Annotated in this window: 14 protein-coding genes and 1 pseudogene; 6 read left to right on the top strand and 9 right to left on the bottom strand. The window is 71.1% G+C overall.

Translation table 11 applies throughout. The annotated features are described in order from the left end of the window. Positions 1-35 precede the first annotated feature (35 nt). Positions 36-269, top strand: a complete 234-nt coding sequence (locus CCL05_RS02925) for a DUF6480 family protein (protein WP_086558894.1) — start codon at positions 36-38, stop codon at positions 267-269. Between the two features lie 30 nt (positions 270-299). On the opposite strand, the gene CCL05_RS02920 is transcribed toward CCL05_RS02925, so the two are convergent. The 6 genes from CCL05_RS02920 to CCL05_RS47370 form a co-directional block, all read right to left on the bottom strand. Beyond that, entirely contained in the window at positions 300-1,388 is a 1,089-nt protein-coding gene (locus tag CCL05_RS02920) for a glutamate--cysteine ligase 2 (protein ID WP_086558893.1), read from the bottom strand. A gap of 110 nt (positions 1,389-1,498) precedes the next feature. After that, entirely contained in the window at positions 1,499-3,706 is a 2,208-nt protein-coding gene (glgB, locus tag CCL05_RS02915; RefSeq protein WP_086558892.1) for a 1,4-alpha-glucan branching enzyme, read from the bottom strand. A 3-nt stretch (positions 3,707-3,709) separates the two neighbouring features. Next, on the bottom strand, positions 3,710-5,080 hold the full coding sequence (locus CCL05_RS02910) for a maltokinase N-terminal cap-like domain-containing protein (RefSeq protein WP_086558891.1): 1,371 nt from the start codon (positions 5,078-5,080) through the stop codon (positions 3,710-3,712). A gap of 28 nt (positions 5,081-5,108) precedes the next feature. Further along, a complete protein-coding gene (treS, locus tag CCL05_RS02905; RefSeq protein ID WP_086558890.1) occupies positions 5,109-6,827 on the bottom strand; it encodes a maltose alpha-D-glucosyltransferase in 1,719 nt (572 codons plus the stop codon). Further along, complete coding sequence (locus tag CCL05_RS02900; RefSeq protein WP_086558889.1) at positions 6,824-8,821, bottom strand: alpha-1,4-glucan--maltose-1-phosphate maltosyltransferase; 1,998 nt, start codon at positions 8,819-8,821, stop codon at positions 6,824-6,826. The genes treS and CCL05_RS02900 overlap by 4 nt, the downstream gene beginning before the upstream one ends. Before the next feature lie 74 nt (positions 8,822-8,895). After that, on the bottom strand, positions 8,896-9,318 hold the full coding sequence (locus CCL05_RS47370) for a DUF5133 domain-containing protein (RefSeq protein ID WP_086558888.1): 423 nt from the start codon (positions 9,316-9,318) through the stop codon (positions 8,896-8,898). A gap of 364 nt (positions 9,319-9,682) precedes the next feature. On the opposite strand from CCL05_RS47370, the gene CCL05_RS02890 reads away from it, so the two are divergent. Both CCL05_RS02890 and glgX read left to right on the top strand, forming a co-directional pair. Next, positions 9,683-10,195, top strand: coding sequence for a pep a2 (locus tag CCL05_RS02890; RefSeq protein WP_086558887.1), 513 nt, complete (start codon positions 9,683-9,685; stop codon positions 10,193-10,195). Beyond that, on the top strand, positions 10,192-12,339 hold the full coding sequence (gene glgX, locus CCL05_RS02885; protein ID WP_086558886.1) for a glycogen debranching protein GlgX: 2,148 nt from the start codon (positions 10,192-10,194) through the stop codon (positions 12,337-12,339). The genes CCL05_RS02890 and glgX overlap by 4 nt, the downstream gene beginning before the upstream one ends. A gap of 36 nt (positions 12,340-12,375) precedes the next feature. Here the strand turns inward: glgX and CCL05_RS02880 are convergent, their stop codons facing one another. Then, the gene (locus tag CCL05_RS02880; RefSeq protein ID WP_086558885.1) at positions 12,376-13,179 is read right to left on the bottom strand and encodes a VOC family protein; all 804 of its coding nucleotides are present in this window, start codon (positions 13,177-13,179) and stop codon (positions 12,376-12,378) included. Positions 13,180-13,432: 253 nt separating this feature from the next. On the opposite strand from CCL05_RS02880, the gene CCL05_RS02875 reads away from it, so the two are divergent. Continuing rightward, complete coding sequence (locus tag CCL05_RS02875; protein WP_208641333.1) at positions 13,433-13,753, top strand: ANTAR domain-containing protein; 321 nt, start codon at positions 13,433-13,435, stop codon at positions 13,751-13,753. A gap of 27 nt (positions 13,754-13,780) precedes the next feature. On the opposite strand, the gene CCL05_RS02870 is transcribed toward CCL05_RS02875, so the two are convergent. Continuing rightward, complete coding sequence (locus tag CCL05_RS02870) at positions 13,781-14,572, bottom strand: RNA polymerase sigma factor SigF (protein ID WP_086558883.1); 792 nt, start codon at positions 14,570-14,572, stop codon at positions 13,781-13,783. A 318-nt stretch (positions 14,573-14,890) separates the two neighbouring features. Between CCL05_RS02870 and CCL05_RS02865 the strand changes: the two are divergent. Together CCL05_RS02865 and CCL05_RS02860 are read left to right on the top strand one after the other, a co-directional pair. Next, positions 14,891-15,181, top strand: a pseudogene (locus CCL05_RS02865) (ABC transporter permease); the annotation flags it as partial. A 191-nt stretch (positions 15,182-15,372) separates the two neighbouring features. Next, on the top strand, positions 15,373-15,894 hold the full coding sequence (locus tag CCL05_RS02860) for a hypothetical protein (protein WP_086558882.1): 522 nt from the start codon (positions 15,373-15,375) through the stop codon (positions 15,892-15,894). Positions 15,895-15,918: 24 nt separating this feature from the next. Here CCL05_RS02860 and hemC read toward each other — a convergent pair whose 3' ends face one another. Further along, positions 15,919-16,854, bottom strand: a complete 936-nt coding sequence (gene hemC, locus CCL05_RS02855; RefSeq protein WP_086558881.1) for a hydroxymethylbilane synthase — start codon at positions 16,852-16,854, stop codon at positions 15,919-15,921. Between the last annotated feature and the right edge of the window lie 39 nt (positions 16,855-16,893).

Genomic DNA, 16,893 nt, shown 5'->3' with positions numbered 1-16,893 from the left:
TGATGATCTCGGCGTGATCGGGGGACCCGGACGGCATGAGTCACATCAGTCCCGATCCCGAACCCGAACGCAGCTCCGGCCTGGAACCGGGCGGCGGCGTACCGCCGGGCGAGACCCCGCCCGCGGAGAGCAGCCTGCCCGAGGCAGGGCCCCGGGAGACGCACAACCCGCCCAAGGGCTGGGCCAAGGCCCCAATGGCCGTGATCATCGTTCTCGTGGTGCTGATCGCGGCGTTCTTCCTGGCCTACGCCCTCGCTCTGATCCTCTGAGTGAGGCGGGACAGAAGGAGGCGGGACGTCTCAGGCCTGGGTGTGCCGGACGCACTCGGTGACGACGTCCCGCAGGCTCCCCGTGCGCTCCATCAGCGCGCGCTGCGCCTGTGCGCCGTTGCCGTCCCGCAGCAGCTCCTCGCAGGCGGCCCGGGCCCGCTCCAGGTCACCGGTGTCCGCGAGGGCCTCCTCGACGTGGTCCAGCAGGGCACGCACGACCGCCTCGGCGGGCAGACGCCGCATGGTCGCGGGATGCAGCAGCTCACCCGACAGACCGGACCGGGCGGCCAGCCAGTCGGCCAGCCGCAGCAGACTGACACTGTGGCCGAGCGGTTCCCGGCCGGCCCGCCACTCGCGCGCGGCGGTCTCGACCAGCCCGCGGACCAGCGTGGCGACCAGGGCGGCCGTGCCGGAGTGCAGACAGACGTCCGACACCCGGACCTCCACCGTCGGATACCGCTGGGAGAGCCGCGCGTCGAAGTAGATCATCCCGTCGTCGAGGAGGGCGCCGGTGGCCACCATGTCCGCGATCAGCCGGTGGTACCGCTCGGCCGAGCCGAAGATCTCGGTCGGGCCGGCCGACGGCCAGCGCAGCCACACCCGGCTGCGGTAGCTGCTGTATCCCGTGTCCTTGCCCTGCCAGAACGGCGAGTTGGCGCTGAGCGCCGTCAGCACCTGAAGCCAGGGCCGCACCCGGTCGATGACCGCGACCCCCTCCTCGTCGGAGTCGACGGACACATGCACATGGCAGCCCAGGACGAGCTGCTCCCGGGTGGCGATGCCGTACTGGTCGGCCATCCACTGGTACCGGCGGTTGACGCCGACCGCGGGACTGACCGGCAGCGGGGACGTGGCGAGGGCCGCGACCGCGCAGCCGAGCTCCCCGGCGTGCCGGGCCGCCTCCTTGCGGCAGCGGACGATCTCCGCGCGCAGGCTCTCCATGGACGACTGCGGATGGGTGGCGAACTCCAGCATCTGCTCGTGGAGTTCCTTCTCGAAGACGTCCTTGTCCGCGTCGTCCTGCGAGGCCCGGGCGAGCACCGCGGCGGACATCGCCCGCGGTTCCCCGGTCTCCGGATCGACCAGGAGGAGCTCCTCCTCCACTCCGACAGTGCGCACCCTGTGCCCGCCCTTCGTGACCCTGCCGCGTCGGCCACCGGGCCTTCCCGGTGGTACGACACCCAGTGCCCCTCACCGGCGGGTCGGACACCTGGTGCGGCCGCGGGAACTCACGGAGCGAACGGCGTCAGCCACACGGTGGCCAGCGGCGGCAGCGTGATCCGGACACAGCCGTCCTCCGGTTTGACCGGATCCGGGTGGGTGACGCCGCTGCCGCCGTAGCGCGGGTCGTCGGTGTTGAGGATCTCCTGCCAGGCGACCGCGTCCCCCGGGACCCAGAGACCGTAGTCGTGCCGGACGACCGGGGAGAAGTTCGACACCGCCAGCAGCGCCCCGCCCTGCGCGTCGTACCGCAGGAACGCGAAGACGTTGTCGTCGGCCGAGTCCACCGCCACCCACCGGAAGCCCTCCGGGCGGGTGTCGCACTGCCACAGCGCCGGCGTCGCCCGGTAGACCGTGTTGAGGTCGCGGACCAGGTCCCGCACGCCCCGGTGGTCGCCCGCCGAGTGGTAGCCGTCGTCGAGCAGCCACCACTCCGGCCCCTGCTCCACGGACCACTCGGCGCCCTGCGCGAACTCCTGCCCCATGAACAGCAGCTGCTTGCCGGGATGGCTCCACATGAAGGCGAGGTAGGCGCGGACGTTGGCGCGCCGCTGCCACCAGTCGCCCGGCGCCTTCGACACCAGCGCCTGCTTGCCGTGCACGACCTCGTCGTGGGAGATCGGCAGGACGTAGTTCTCGCTGTAGGCGTACACCATCGAGAAAGTCATCTCGTGGTGGTGGTACTTGCGGTGCACCGGCTCGTGGGCCAGGTACTCCAGCGAGTCGTGCATCCAGCCCATGTTCCACTTCAGGCCGAAACCGAGCCCGCCGGAGTCGGTGGGCTGCGTCACCCCGCCCCAGGCCGTGGACTCCTCCGCGATCGTCACCACACCCGGGGCACGCCGGTACACGGTCGCGTTCATCTCCTGGAGGAACGCCATGGCCGCCAGGTCCTCCCGGCCGCCGTAGGCGTTGGGCTCCCACTGGCCGTCCTCGCGCGAGTAGTCCAGGTAGAGCATGGACGCCACCGCGTCCACGCGCAGCCCGTCGATGTGGAACTCCTCGCACCAGTACACCGCGTTCGCCACGAGGAAGTTGCGCACCTCGGTGCGGGCGAAGTCGAACTCGTACGTGCCCCAGTCCGGGTGCTCGGCGCGCCGCGCGTCCCCGGGCTCGTACAGCGGATCCCCGTCGAACCGGGCGAGCGCCCAGTCGTCCTTCGGGAAGTGCGCCGGCACCCAGTCCATGATCACGCCGATGCCCGCCCGGTGGCAGGCGTCGACGAAGTACCGGAAGTCGTCCGGGGTGCCGAGCCGCGCGGTCGGCGCGTAGAAGCCGGTGACCTGGTAGCCCCAGGAGCCGTGGAAGGGGTGCTCTGCGACCGGCATCAGCTCGACGTGCGTGAAGCCGAGGTCCTTGACGTACGCCGGGAGTTCCTCGGCGAGCTGCCGGTAGTCCAGGCCCGGGCGCCAGGACGGCAGATGCACCTCGTACACCGAGAACGGCGCCTCGTGCACCGGCGTGCCGGCGCGGTGCGCCATCCACTGGGCGTCGCCCCACTCGTAGTGCGAGGCCGTCACGATCGACGCCGTGTCGGGCGGCTCCTCGGTGCGGCGGGCCATCGGGTCCGCCTTGAGGAAGCGGTGGCCGTAGCGGGAGGTGATCTCGAACTTGTACGCCGTGCCCTCACCGACGCCCGGCAGGAACAGCTCCCACACACCGGACGCGCCGAGCGAGCGCATCGGGAACTGCGTCCCGTCCCAGTAGGTGAAGTCCGCGGCGACCCGCACGCCCTGCGCGTTCGGCGCCCACACCGTGAACCGGGTGCCGGTCACGCCCTCGTGGGTCATGGGCTGCGCGCCGAGGGCCTGCCACAGCTGCTCGTGCCGGCCCTCGCGGATCAGGTGCAGGTCGAGCTCGCCGAGCGCGGGCAGGAAACGGTACGGGTCGTGCACCTCCTGCTCACCGCCCTCGTACACCACGTGCAGCGTGTACGCGGGGATCTCCGTCAGCGGCAGCACGCCGGCGAACAGGCCGTCGCCCTCCGAGACGAGCGGGGTGCGCTTGCCGCCGGCCACCACGCTCACCGAGCGGGCGAAGGGGCGCAGTGCCCGGAACAGGATCCCGCCGGGGACCGGGTGGGCGCCCAGCAGCGCGTGCGGATCGTGATGGGCGCCCGCCAGCAGGCGCCCGCGATCCTGAGGGCTCAGGGCGGGCGCGGTCGCGCCCGGGACCGGGCCGGACGGCTCCGGGATTGAGGTGTCGCGCAGGGCCACGGCTCAGTCTCCTCTCACAGCGAGGCGCTCGATCGCCGCCATCGGTACAGGCAGCCAGTCGGGGCGGTGCCGTGCCTCGTACAGCACCTCGTACACGGCCCGGTCCGTCTCATAGGCCCGGAGCAGTCCGTGCTTCTTGCGCGGGTCCCAGCCGGCGCGGGCGGCATAGCCCGCGCAGTAGGCCTCGCGGCAGCGTCGCGCCCACTCCGGGCGCCAGGGGCGGCGCTGCCGGGCGGCGTAGTCGAAGGAGCGCAGCATCCCGGCGATGTCCCGCACGGGGGAGTGGGCGCTGCGCCGTTCGGAGAGCGGCCGGGACGGCTCGCCCTCGAAGTCGATGACGAACCACTCGCGTCCGGCCCGCAGCACCTGACCCAGGTGCAGGTCGCCGTGGATGCGCTGGGCGGGCGGCCCGGCGTCGCAGGTGGTGAGGGCGGCGAACGCGGTCCGCAGGCCCGGCACGTACGGCTGGAGCGCGGGCACGCAGTGCGCGGCGGCGGCCAGCCGTTCGGTCATGGCGGCCGCCGTACGCCCGTTCTCCCCGGGCTCGCCGACCGGGAAGGCCGAGGCGAGGGCAAGGTGCACCTCCGCCGTGGCCGCGCCCAGCGCCCGGGCCTGGGCCGTGAAGTCGTCGCCGGCGGCCAGGGCGTGCAGCGCCAGCGTCCAGCCGTCGGAGGCGTCCCGCAGATACGGCTGGAGCACGCCGAGAGTGGCCTTGAACGGATGCTTCGTCTGGAACCAGGCCACGGGCGCGGGCACCCGGTGGCAGCCCTGCCGGGCCAGCGCGCCCGGCACCTCCAGGTCCGGGTTGACGCCCGGCTGGATGCGCCGGAAGACCTTCAGGATGTACTCGTCGCCGTACACCAGCGAGGAGTTGGACTGCTCCGCGTCCAGCAGCCGCGGCACCAGTCCGCCGGGCACCGGCTGGTCCGGGTGGCAGTCGAACCGCAGGGGACCGGCGGTGCCGGGGTGGCGCAGCCGGTCCAGGAGGAGCTGGGCCGAACGGGGGTCGTGCAGCGCGTCGTAGACCGTCAGACCGGCCAGCGGCCCGTCCTGCACCCGCCCGATGAGCGCCCGCCCGAGACGTGGCGACGGATGCTCCCGCACGCCGAGCAGAAGCTGGTAGCAGTCGCCGGCCGGGGGAGCGCCGCCCGGGGACGGCACACCCGTGTGACCGGCGTGACCGGCGTGGACCAGCAGGTGCAGACAGCCCGGGAACAGCTCGGTCATCGACAGCAGACCGAGCTCCGTGACGGGCCGGTCCTTGCCCGCGAACCAGCGCTGCCGGGGCAGCCAGTCGCGCAGCAGCCCGCCGAGCGACTCCATGGGCTCGGCCAGGCGCGTGAGACCCGGGCCGAGGGATGCGGTCTTCGGCATGGTCACGCCTCCTTTCGTCGGCGCGTGCTCACAGTCGCCGGCCGATGCGGGATGCGACTCGAGTGAGCCGGAACCAGTAGAAGCCGTGGCCCCCGAGGGTCAGCAGATACGGCAGCTCGCCGATCGCGGGGAAGCGGACCCCGCCGAACAGCTCCACCGGATGGCGCCCGGCGAACTCGCGCAGATCGAGTTCGGTGGGCTGCGCGAACCGCGCGAAGTTGTTCACGCACAGCACCAGGTCGTCCTCGTACTCGCGCAGGAAGGCCAGCACCGCGGGGTTGGAGGACGACAGTTCGGTGTACGAGCCGAGGCCGAAGGCCGGGTTCTGCTTGCGGATCTCGATCATGCGGCGGGTCCAGTGCAGCAGCGACGACGGCGACGACATCGACGCCTCGACGTTGGTGACCTGATGGCCGTAGACCGGGTCCATGATCGCCGGCAGGTAGAGGCGGCCCGGGTCGCAGGTGGAGAACCCGGCGTTGCGGTCGGGCGTCCACTGCATCGGGGTGCGCACCGCGTCCCGGTCGCCGAGCCAGATGTTGTCGCCCATGCCGATCTCGTCGCCGTAGTACAGGATGGGCGAGCCGGGCAGGGCCAGCAGCAGCGCGGTGAACAGTTCGATGGTGTGCCGGTCGTTGTCCAGCAGGGGAGCGAGGCGCCTGCGGATGCCGATGTTGGCGCGCATGCGCGGGTCCTTGGCGTACTCGGCCCACATGTAGTCGCGCTCTTCGTCGGTGACCATTTCGAGGGTCAGCTCGTCGTGGTTGCGCAGGAACATGCCCCACTGGCAGCCCGAGGGGATGGCCGGGGTCTTGGCCAGGATTTCCGAGACCGGGTAGCGGGACTCGCGCCGCACCGCCATGAAGATGCGCGGCATGACCGGGAAGTGGAACGCCATGTGGCACTCGTCGCCGCCGCTCGCGTAGTCGCCGAAGTAGTCGACGACGTCCTCGGGCCACTGGTTGGCCTCCGCGAGCAGCACGGTGTCCGGGTACTGCGCGTCGATCTCCTTGCGCACCCGCTTCAGGAAGGAGTGCGTGGCGGGCAGGTTCTCGCAGTTGGTGTCCTCGGCCGCGTACAGGTACGGCACCGCGTCCAGCCGGAAGCCGTCGATGCCCAGGTCCAGCCAGAACTTCAGCGCGGCCAGGATCTCCTCCTGGACGCGCGGGTTCTCGTAGTTGAGGTCCGGCTGGTGCGAGAAGAAGCGGTGGAAGAAGTACTGGCCGCGCACCGGGTCGAACGTCCAGTTCGACGTCTCGGTGTCGACGAAGATGATCCGGGCGTCCGGATAGCCCTTGTCGTCGTCGGCCCACACGTAGTAGTCGCCGTAGGGGCCGTCGGGGTCCTTGCGCGACTCCTGGAACCACGGGTGCTGGTCGCTGGTGTGGTTCATGACGAAGTCGATGATCACGCGCATGCCGCGCTGGTGGGCGGCGTCCACGAACTCCACGAAGTCGGCCAGGTCACCGAACTCCGGCAGCACGGCCGTGTAGTCGGAGACGTCGTAGCCGCCGTCGCGCAGGGGGGATTTGAAGAACGGCGGCAGCCACAGGCAGTCGACGCCGAGCCACTGGAGGTAGTCGAGCTTTGCGGTCAGGCCCTTCAGGTCACCGACGCCGTCACCGTCGCTGTCCTGGAACGAGCGGACGAGCACCTCGTAGAAGACGGCGCGCTTGAACCACTCAGGGTCCCGGTCCCTGGCGGGAGTGTCCTCGAAGGTGTCCAGCACGGGCTCGTTCACGGTCATGACGTTTCTGCCCCTCCGTTCCCCTGCGAGGCGGGCGGCGAGTGGACGTGGAAGACATGCGCGGGAGCCCGCCCGGGCTCCAGGCGCACGTAGTTGTTCCTGCTCCAGTGGTAGGTCTCGCCGGTGAGTTCGTCGCGCACCGGCACCGACGCGTGCCAGTCCAGGCCGAGTTGCGGCATGTCCAAGGAGACCGTGGCCTCCTGGGCGTGGTGCGGGTCGAGGTTGGCGACCACCAGGACGACGTCGGAGCCGGTGCGCTTGCTGTACGCGATGAGGGCGTCGTTGTCCGTGTGGTGGAAGCGCAGGTTCCTGAGCCGGTGCAGCGCGGGGTGTTCCCGGCGGATGGTGTTGAGCCGGGTCAGCAGCGGGGTGATGGTGCGGCCCTCGCGTTCGGCGGCTTCCCAGTCGCGGTGCCTGAGCTGGTACTTCTCCGAGTCGAGGTACTCCTCGCTGCCCTCTTTCAGCGGGGTGTTCTCACACAGCTCGTAGCCGGAGTAGATGCCCCAGGCCGGGGAGAGGGTCGCGGCGAGGACGGCGCGGACCTCGAAGGCGGGGCGGCCGCCGTGCTGGAGGTAGGCGTGCAGGATGTCGGGGGTGTTGGCGAAGAAGTTCGGCCGCATGTAGGAGGCGGCCTCCCCGGACAGCTCCGTGAGGTACTCGGTCAGCTCCTGCTTGGTGTTGCGCCAGGTGAAGTACGTGTAGGACTGCTGGAAGCCGATCTGGGCCAGCGTGTGCATCATCGCCGGGCGGGTGAACGCCTCGGCCAGGAAGATCACGTCGGGGTCGGTGCGGTTGATGTCCGCGATGACCCGCTCCCAGAAGACGACCGGCTTGGTGTGCGGGTTGTCCACCCGGAAGATCCGCACCCCGGCATCCATCCAGTGCCGCAGCACCCGGCAGGTCTCGGCGATCAGGCCGTCCATGTCGGCGTCGAAGGCGATGGGATAGATGTCCTGGTACTTCTTCGGCGGGTTCTCCGCGTAGGCGATGGTGCCGTCCGGGCGGTGGTGGAACCACTCGGGGTGTTTTTGCACCCAGGGGTGGTCCGGGGAGCACTGCAGGGCGAAGTCCAGCGCGATCTCCAGCCCCAGCTCCCGGGCCCGGTCCACGAACCAGACGAAGTCCTCCAGGGTGCCCAGCCGGGGGTGGACGGCGTCGTGGCCGCCCTCGGGCGAGCCGATCGCCCAGGGCACGCCGACGTCGTCGGGGCCGGGGGAGAGGGTGTTGTTCCTGCCCTTGCGGAAGGTCGTGCCGATGGGGTGGATCGGGGGCAGGTAGACCACGTCGAAGCCCATCGCCGCGATCGCCGGCAGCCGGCGGGCCGCGGTGCGGAACGTGCCGTGCGGCTGCTGCCGGGTGCCCTCCGAGCGCGGGAAGAACTCGTACCAGGAGCCGTACAGGGCCCGCTCCCGCTCCACGAGCAGGGGCAGCGGCTCGGAGGTCGTGACCAGGTCCCGCAGCGGATGGCGGGCCAGGACCTCGTCCACCTCCGGCGTCAACGCCGCCGCCAGCCGCGCCGCCGGGGGCAGCGTGTCGTCGCGCAGCGCCTGCGCGGCGTCGAGCAGCACACCGCGGCCGGCTTCCCTGGGAACGCCGGCCGCCGCTCGCTCGTGGAGTTCGGCGCCCTCTTCGAGGACCAGACCGGGATCGATGCCGGCCGGCACCTTTATGCCCGCCGTGTGGCGCCAGGTGGCCACCGGATCGCTCCAGGCCTCCACCCGGTACGTCCAGCGGCCGACGGCGTCCGCGGTGACCTCCGCGCCCCAGCGGTCGCTGCCCGGGGCCAGCTCACGCATCGGCGTCCACGGGCCGGGGCGGCCCTCCGGATCCTTCAGGACGACATGGGCGGCGACCGCGTCGTGCCCCTCCCGGAACACGGTGGCGGTGACCTCGAACGTCTCTCCCACGACCGCCTTGGCCGGCCGGTTGCCGCCCTCCACGGCCGGGCGGACGTCCCGTACCGGGATACGGCCGATGGCCCGGGTCCTGCTCATGGTCCTCACCTCCACCGTGCTCGAAAGCCGGGCCCACGGGCCCGGTCCAGGGGACAAGAAGTTTGGGAAGGCGGCTACCGTCCCGCGGGGGAGCGCCGCTCCGCCGCCGGCGGTCTTCGCCGGACCGCGGTGGCCGGACGGGGCCGTTCGGCCTGTTCCTGCAGACAGGTGACCTGCGGGTCCTGCGCGTAGGCGGCCTGCGGTTCGCGCGCATAGGTGACCTGCGGTTCGTGTGCGCAGGCCGTCTGCGGTTCCGGCGCAGAGGCGACCTGGTTCTGTTCCTGGACCGAGGCGACCTGGTTCGTGCGCAGATACCGCTCGGCCGCGTCCGCCGCCTCCCGCGCGCAGCGCTTGCCCATCAGCACACAGAGCGTGTAGCCGGAGTCCTCGAACGTGGTCCGCACCGTGCGGTCGTTCGGTGCCGCGAGCATCACGCGTTCCCAGGCCCGGTAACGCCGCAACTGCCGGGCGACTTCGGCTTTGGCGGGTAGCAGCATGGCGCCGATCACCTTTCGGGCTACGAGGGGCACGGTCTCCCCGACGGTCGGACGGCGGCCGTGCGCACAGCGGCACGGACCCGTAACGGCGATCGAGTTCTTCACACATGGTGCACGGGTGACGACGCAACGTCTTGTTGGATCTTCAACCAATAGCGGCTCGACTGAGCCGCCGACATCGCCCAGGCTTGCTCACTTGGGCGCTCCAGCGCCTCATCTGTGCGCTCGTGTTGCACGAACGGGCTAGCACCCTCAGGCTGAGGGTGACTCAGAAGCGATACGCGCTCACGTTCCGTGTTCGGGGCTCGTCCCGCAGGACCGCGGGAGCGAGGAGGAGCTGAGCTTCGCGGTGAGGAGCCGACCGATGAAGACCGCAGTGCCCTGCTACTACCACCTCGACGTGGAAGTCAGCCCGGAACGGGTGGGACAGGTCAGCCGCATTCTGGCCGCTCACCTGAGGTTCTGGGACCTGGACAACCTGATCCAGCCCGTCTGCGGCGGTGCCGAGATGCTGCTCAAGGCGATCGATGAGCACGCCACGGACAAGAACACGTCGATCGAGATGTGGTGGAACGGGCAGCACCTGATCACCGCCATCGGGGACAACGACCGCGCTCTGCGCCCGGACCAGGAGCTTCGTGGCTGTCTGGAGCACCTCGCGGCGATGAGCGACGGCTGGGGCTGCTGCGCCACCGAGACCGGCAGCAAGGTCATCTGGTTCTCGCAGCGCGCCCGGGCCGGCGAACGCGTCCCGCTGGTGCCGACCGCGCCCTTCCCGCACCTCAGCGAGGGCCTCGACGTGCCCCGCGAGGTGCGCGTCGCACAGCTGGCCGGCCCGGCCGGCACTCCGGACGAGGTCCTGGAGGACGCCCGGTGACCCGGCGGCAGACCCGGAAAGGGGCGTCCGCGTGGAGCGGACGCCCCTACCCGCTGGGCGCGGACTACGACGGGGAGGGCACCAACTTCGCGCTCTTCAGCGAGGTGGCCGAACGCGTCGAGCTGATCCTCGTCGACGACGACGGCACCCACACCCGGGTACCGCTGACCGAGGTCGACGGCTTCGTCTGGCACGGCTACCTCCCCGGCGTCGGCCCCGGCCAGCGCTACGGCTACCGCGTGCACGGGCCGTGGGCTCCCGCCGCCGGCCACCGCTGCAACCCGGCGAAGCTGCTCCTCGACCCCTACGCACGCGCGGTCGACGGGCAGATCGACAACCACCCCTCGCTCTACGAACGGAACCCGGACGGCCCCGACCCGGCCGACAGCGCCGGGCACACCATGCTCGGTGTGGTGACCGACCCGGCCTTCGACTGGGGCGACGACGCCCGGCCCTGCCGGCCCTACGCCGACACGGTGATCTACGAGGCGCACGTCAAGGGCCTGACCCGCACCCATCCCGGGGTGCCCGCGGAACTGCGCGGCACCTACGCCGGGCTCGCCCACCCCGCGGCCGTCGAGCACCTCACCTCGCTCGGCGTCACGGCGGTGGAACTGATGCCGGTGCACCAGTTCGTCCACGACGGCGTGCTGCACGACCGCGGCCTGGCCAACTACTGGGGCTACAACACGATCGGCTTCTTCGCGCCGCACAACGGCTACGCCGCCCACGGCACCCGCGGCCGGCAGGTCGCCGAGTTCAAGCAGATGGTGAAGACCCTGCACGCGGCCGGGCTCGAGGTGATCCTCGACGTGGTCTACAACCACACCGCCGAGGGCAACGAGAAGGGCCCCACCCTGTCCTTCCGCGGCATCGACAACTCCTCGTACTACCGCCTGGTCGACGGCGACTGGGAGCACTACTACGACACCACCGGCACCGGCAACAGCCTGCTGATGCGCCACCCCTACGTGCTCCAGCTGATCATGGACTCGTTGCGGTACTGGGTCACCGAGATGCATGTCGACGGCTTCCGCTTCGACCTCGCGGCCACCCTGGCCCGGCAGTTCCACGAGGTGGACCGGCTGTCGGCGTTCTTCGACCTGATCCAGCAGGACCCGGTGATCAGCCGCGTCAAGCTGATCGCGGAGCCGTGGGACGTCGGCGAGGGCGGCTACCAGGTGGGCAACTTCCCGCCGCTGTGGTCGGAGTGGAACGGCATGTACCGCGACGCGGTCCGGGACTTCTGGCGGGGTGAGGACCACACGCTCGGCGAGTTCGCCTCCCGGCTGACCGGCTCCTCCGACCTGTACCAGCACAGCCGCCGCCGGCCCCGCGCCAGCGTCAACTTCGTGACCGCGCACGACGGTTTCACCCTGCGCGACCTCGTCTCCTACAACGACAAGCACAACGAGGACAACGGCGAGGACAACCAGGACGGCGAGAGCACCAACCGGTCCTGGAACTGCGGCGCCGAGGGTGCCACCCGCGACCCGGCCGTCCTGGAGCTGCGCGCCCGCCAGCAGCGCAACTTCCTCGCCACGCTGCTGCTCTCCCAGGGCATCCCGATGCTCTGCCACGGCGACGAGCTCGGCCGCACCCAGCGCGGCAACAACAACGCCTACTGCCAGGACAACGAGAGCTCCTGGATCGACTGGCGGCTCAGCGAGGAGCAGCGCGACCTGCTGGAGTTCACCCGGTACGTCATCCGGCTGCGCACCGGGCACCCCGTGCTGCGCCGCCGCCGCTTCTTCCTCGGCGAGACCATGACCCGCGCGGACCAGCCGCTGCCCGACCTGGTGTGGCTGGCGCCGGACGCCCAGGAGATGACCGACGACGACTGGCAGCGCGGCGACGCGCACTCCGTCGGGGTCTTCCTCAACGGCGACGCCATCGCCGAACCCGACCCGTGCGGCCACCCGGTCGTCGACGACTCGTTCCTCCTGCTGTTCAACAGCCACTGGGAGCCGGTCGACTTCCGCCTCCCGGACGCCGCCTACGGCGAACGCTGGACGGCCCTGATCGACACCGCCGCCCCGGAGGGCCCGCCCGACGAGGCGGAGCACAAGGCGGGCACGGTGCTGACGGTCGACGCACGCAGCCTGGTGCTGCTGTCGCGGCCTTCCCGCACCGAGGCCGGGTGACCGACTGCCGGCGACCAGGGGATGTCAGCGGATCGGTCAGCGGCCCCGGCGCGCCGTCACCGTGAACTGCGCGCCGTCGTGGTCGCGCAGCACGGCCTCGTCGCTGCCCTTGGACAGCACGCTGCCACCGTGCAGTTCCGCGGCCCGGGTGCAGGCCTCGACGTCGTCGACGCTGAAGTGGACCTGCCAGTGCGGCCGGATCGTCGGGTCGGGGGCCGCCTCCAGCGCCCCCGACTCGATCCGCGCCACCACGTCACCGCGGCTGCGCAGCACGACCTCCCCGCCCTCGTAGTGGACCTCGCAGCAGCCGGGGCTCTGAGACGCCCAGTCGAGGACCTCGCCGTAGAAGATGGCGGCGTCGAAGGCGTCCCGCGTGTGCAGCGTGATGAAGGCCGGCTGCGCGTTGCGCCAGGTCTCCCAGTCGGTGAACAGGTCGCCCTCCCAGATCCCGAAGGACGCCCCGTCCCGGTCGGCCAGCAGCGCCGCCCGCCCCGGCGGCAGCGAGATCGGCCCGACCGCGACCGTGCCCATCCGTTCCTGCACCCGTGCCACCGCGTCGTCCGCGCTCCGCACGGCGAAGTACGGCGTCCACGCCACCGCCATCTGCCACATGGTGGCCACCCCCGCGATCCCGGCCACCGGCGAGCCGTCCGCCAGCGCGATCCGGAAGCGGTCGCCGAGTTTGGCGGGCCGCCATTTCCAGCCCAGCACGGCCCCGTAGAACTCCTCGGTCGCCTTGACGTCCCGGCTGGTCAGGCTCACCCAGCACGGTGCGCCGAACACGGAGTGTGAAGAGATGACGTCCTTCGTGCCGGACGGGGTGGGGATGTCGTGGTTCATGGCAGTCGCGTCCTGATCTCGTCGGCCTGGCAGCCACCGGAGGAATGACACCAGTGTCCAACCGGAACCCCCGTGGGCGCCTGCCGAGTACCCCGGCGACGACAGCAAAACGGTGTGGTGGACCGGCCCGGACCGCCCCGGTGGCACCGGGGCGGGCCGAGTGACGACGATGGAGGCGTCGGACACTGTGTCAAGGCACTCAAGCACCCCACGAGGCCATGGGGACAGCGGCGCACCGGACCCGGAGGTGACCATGCCCACGGACGGGGGCTCGGAGCGGATCTTCCAGTTGCAGGAGGAAGTCCGGCAGCTGAAGGAGGCGGTCGTCTCCCACGCGGTCGTGGACCAGGCGATCGGGATGGTCGTCGTGCTCGGCCGGATCTCGCCCGACCAGGGCTGGGCCGTGCTGAAGGAGGTCTCCCAGCACACCAACATCAAGCTGCGCAACGTCGCGGAACTGATCCTCGTGTGGGGACGCACGGGTGTGATGCCCCGGGAGATACGGGCCGAGCTGGAGGACGCCCTCGACCGCGTCGGACCGACCCAGATCCCCGACGCGCCGCCGGAGCAGTGATCCCCCGGCGGCGCAGGCGAAGGGCGGTCACCGGGCCTCGGTCAGCAGCTCCTCGCGCAGATGGGCGAAGCAGCTGCTGAGCAGCCGGGAGACGTGCATCTGCGAGATGCCGAGCTGCTCCGCGATGCGGCTCTGCGTCATGCCCTTGAAGAACCGCAGGTAGAGGATGATCCGCTCGCGCTCCGGCAGCGCCTCCAGACAGGGCCTGACGGCCACGCGGTTGACGACCGTGTCGAAGGCCGGGTCCGGCCCGCCGAGCGCGTCCCCGAGGGCGTAGCCGTCCGTGCCGGGCATCTCCGCCTCCAGCGACAGGGCGGAGAAGCACTCCAGCGCCTCCATGCCGGTGCGCACCTCGCCCTCGGTGAGGTGGGCGTACTCGGCGATCTCGGCGACCGTGGGGGAGCGGCCGGGGGTGGTCTGCGACAGCTCCTTGGCGGCGTGCCGTACGCGGTTGCGCAGGTCCTGGACCCGGCGGGGGACGTGCAGCGTCCACATGTGGTCGCGGAAGTGGCGCTTGATCTCGCCGGTGACCGTCGGCACGGCGTAGGCCTCGAAGGCGTTGCCGCGCGCCGGGTCGTAGTGGTCGACGGCCTTGACGAGACCGAGGGCAGCCACCTGGTAGAGGTCCTCCAGGGCCTCGCCCCGGCCCCGGAAGCGGACGGCGATCCGCTCGGCCATGGGCAGCCAGGCCTCGACCAGCTCGTCGCGCAGGGCCTTGCGCTCGGGCCCCTCGGGCAGCCGCGCGAGGCGTTCGAACGCCGCGGCGGTGTCGGGAGCGTCGTCGTGGGGGTGCGTTCTGGTGCTGCCGGCGATACGCATGGTGCGCACCTCCCTGAGCAGGTGCCGAAAGGACAGACACCGTGGGAAGCACGGGCCCGGACCTCACGGAGGGCGCCGGGGGCCCGGGCGTCTCCCACGGACGTGCCTCCGGTCCGAAGCACTTCATCGCCCGTTCCCGGGCGGGGAGACCACGAAACAATTCCGACAATACGCCCATTCGTGGGCATGGGCTTTTCCAGAAGCCGCTGCCGTTTCGGGTACGTCTCCTGCCCCCGCCTTGGACCGATTGCCTCTGCGACAGAGCTGATCCCGGCCGCATGGAGCCGGAGACCTTCCCCGAAGAGCCGGCCGACGCGCTCGTCGGGCATCGCCGGCATCGTCCTCAGCCGCGACCGCCTCATGGGTTTCGGGCAGGCGATCACCATGCCGCTGTTCTTCGGCTCCAGCGCCCTGTACCCGGTGTCCGTGATGCCGGACTGGCTCCAGGCGGTCAGCAAGGCCAACCCGCTCAGCTACGAGGTCGACGCCCTGCGCGGGCTCCTCCTCGGCACACCGCACCACCTGGCCTCCGACTTCGCGGTGCTGTGCGTGGCCGCCACCCTCGGCGTCGGTGCCGCCTCGGCCCTGCTGGGCCGTCTGGCCCGTTGATCTTCACCCTGGAAAGTGATGTGCGGCACGCCGCTGCAAGCGCTTTCTCCGTTTGTTTCCGGATAACCGCTGGGCACGGCTTGATCACCGATCAAATGGGATGAACTGCCAGGCCACAGCGCATTCCGCTCATTTGACAGTGCGCTCGGACCACAGATAGGAAGCAGCTTCCAGAGGTCGAGAGGGGCAGCGTGTACGAGCCGAACGTGGTCGGGGACTGGCAGGAGTACGACGAGCATGCCGGTCTGCGCGTCCGCGTCCACCGTCTGGAACTGGCCGAGCCGCCCCGCGGCCGGGACGACGCCGCGGAGGGGCTGACGTACTTCAGTCTCCGCGTGACCGTCGAGAACCGCGGCAGCCGGCACCTCGGCATCCATCTCGAGGACGGCCAGATCGACGTGCGGATCGGCCCGGAAGGGGAGAGTGCCTTCCTCGACTGGCGCAACTCGCAGTTCATCGAGGGCTTCGACGTCTACCCGCTGCGCCGGGCCACCGCCGTGCTGTACGCGGCAGGCGCCGAGGCGTCCCTCAGCCTCGTGGACGTCCAGGTCCAGCTGCGCGTCGAGGAGGAGTGGGCCGACCGCCGGCTGTGGTCGGGCGGCATCGGCGCGCAGGAAGGGCCCGCCGGGACGCAGCAGGGCGCGCTGCGCGACAGCCTGGCCCACCAGGTGAGCGTCTTCCTCCAGGACCAGGCGGGGGAAGGCACCGCCTGATCCGGCGTCAAGGCGTCCCGCGGGTCAGTGCGGGATGCCGTCGATGATCTCGCGGGCGCCCTGGCGCAGCAGGGCCACGGCGACCGAGGTGCCGAGCGTGGCCGGGTCGAGCCGGCCCGCCCACTCGTGGGCGTTCAGCCGGGTCTTGCCGTCCGGGGTGAACACACAGGCCCGCAGGGACAGTTCGCCGCTGCGGTCCACCCGCGCGAACCCGGCGATGGGGCTGTTGCAGTGGCCCTGGAGCACATGCAGGAACATGCGCTCGGCGGTGGTCTCCCGGTGGGTGTCCGGGTCGCCGAGACCGCTCACCGCGTCGATCAGGTCGGCGTCGTCCTCCCGGCACTGGAGCGCCAGCACGCCCGCGCCGATGGGCGGCATCATCGTCTCGGTGGACAGGATCTCGGTGATGACGTCCTGCCGGCCGATGCGCTCCAGGCCGGAGACCGCGAGCAGCAGGGCGTCGGCCTCTCCGGCGGCCAGCTTCGCCAGGCGCCGGTTGGCGTTGCCCCGGAACGGCACGCACTGAAGATGCGGGTGCGTGGCGGCCAGTTGGGCGACCCGGCGCACCGAGGAGGTGCCGATCCGCGTCCCGGCCGGCAGCTCGTCCAGGGTGAGCCCGCCCGGGTGGATCAGGGCGTCCCGGATGTCGTCCCGCTCGAGGAACGCGGCGAACACCGTCCCCGCCGGGAGCGGCCGGTCGGCGGGCACGTCCTTCACGCAGTGCACGGCGAGGTCGGCCTCACCGGCCAGCAGCGCCGCGTCGACCTCCTTGGTGAACGCGCCCTTGCCCTCGACCTTGGACAGATCACCCATCCACTTGTCGCCGGTGGTCTTCACCGGTACGACCTCGGTGCGCACTCCGGGATGGGCGGCGGCCAGCTCGTCCCGGACTCGCTCCACCTGGGCGAGCGCCATCGGGGAGTCGCGGGAGACGATACGGATCAGTTCGGGGACGGACATGCCGACACGATAGACCCTCCCGGGGACACGGTCGTGCCG

This window comes from Streptomyces africanus, from assembly GCF_002150735.1.
Classification (GTDB): Bacteria; Actinomycetota; Actinomycetes; order Streptomycetales; family Streptomycetaceae; genus Streptomyces; species Streptomyces africanus.
Note: the sequence above shows the minus strand (reverse complement) of the source record. Positions and strands in the feature narration are given on the sequence as shown.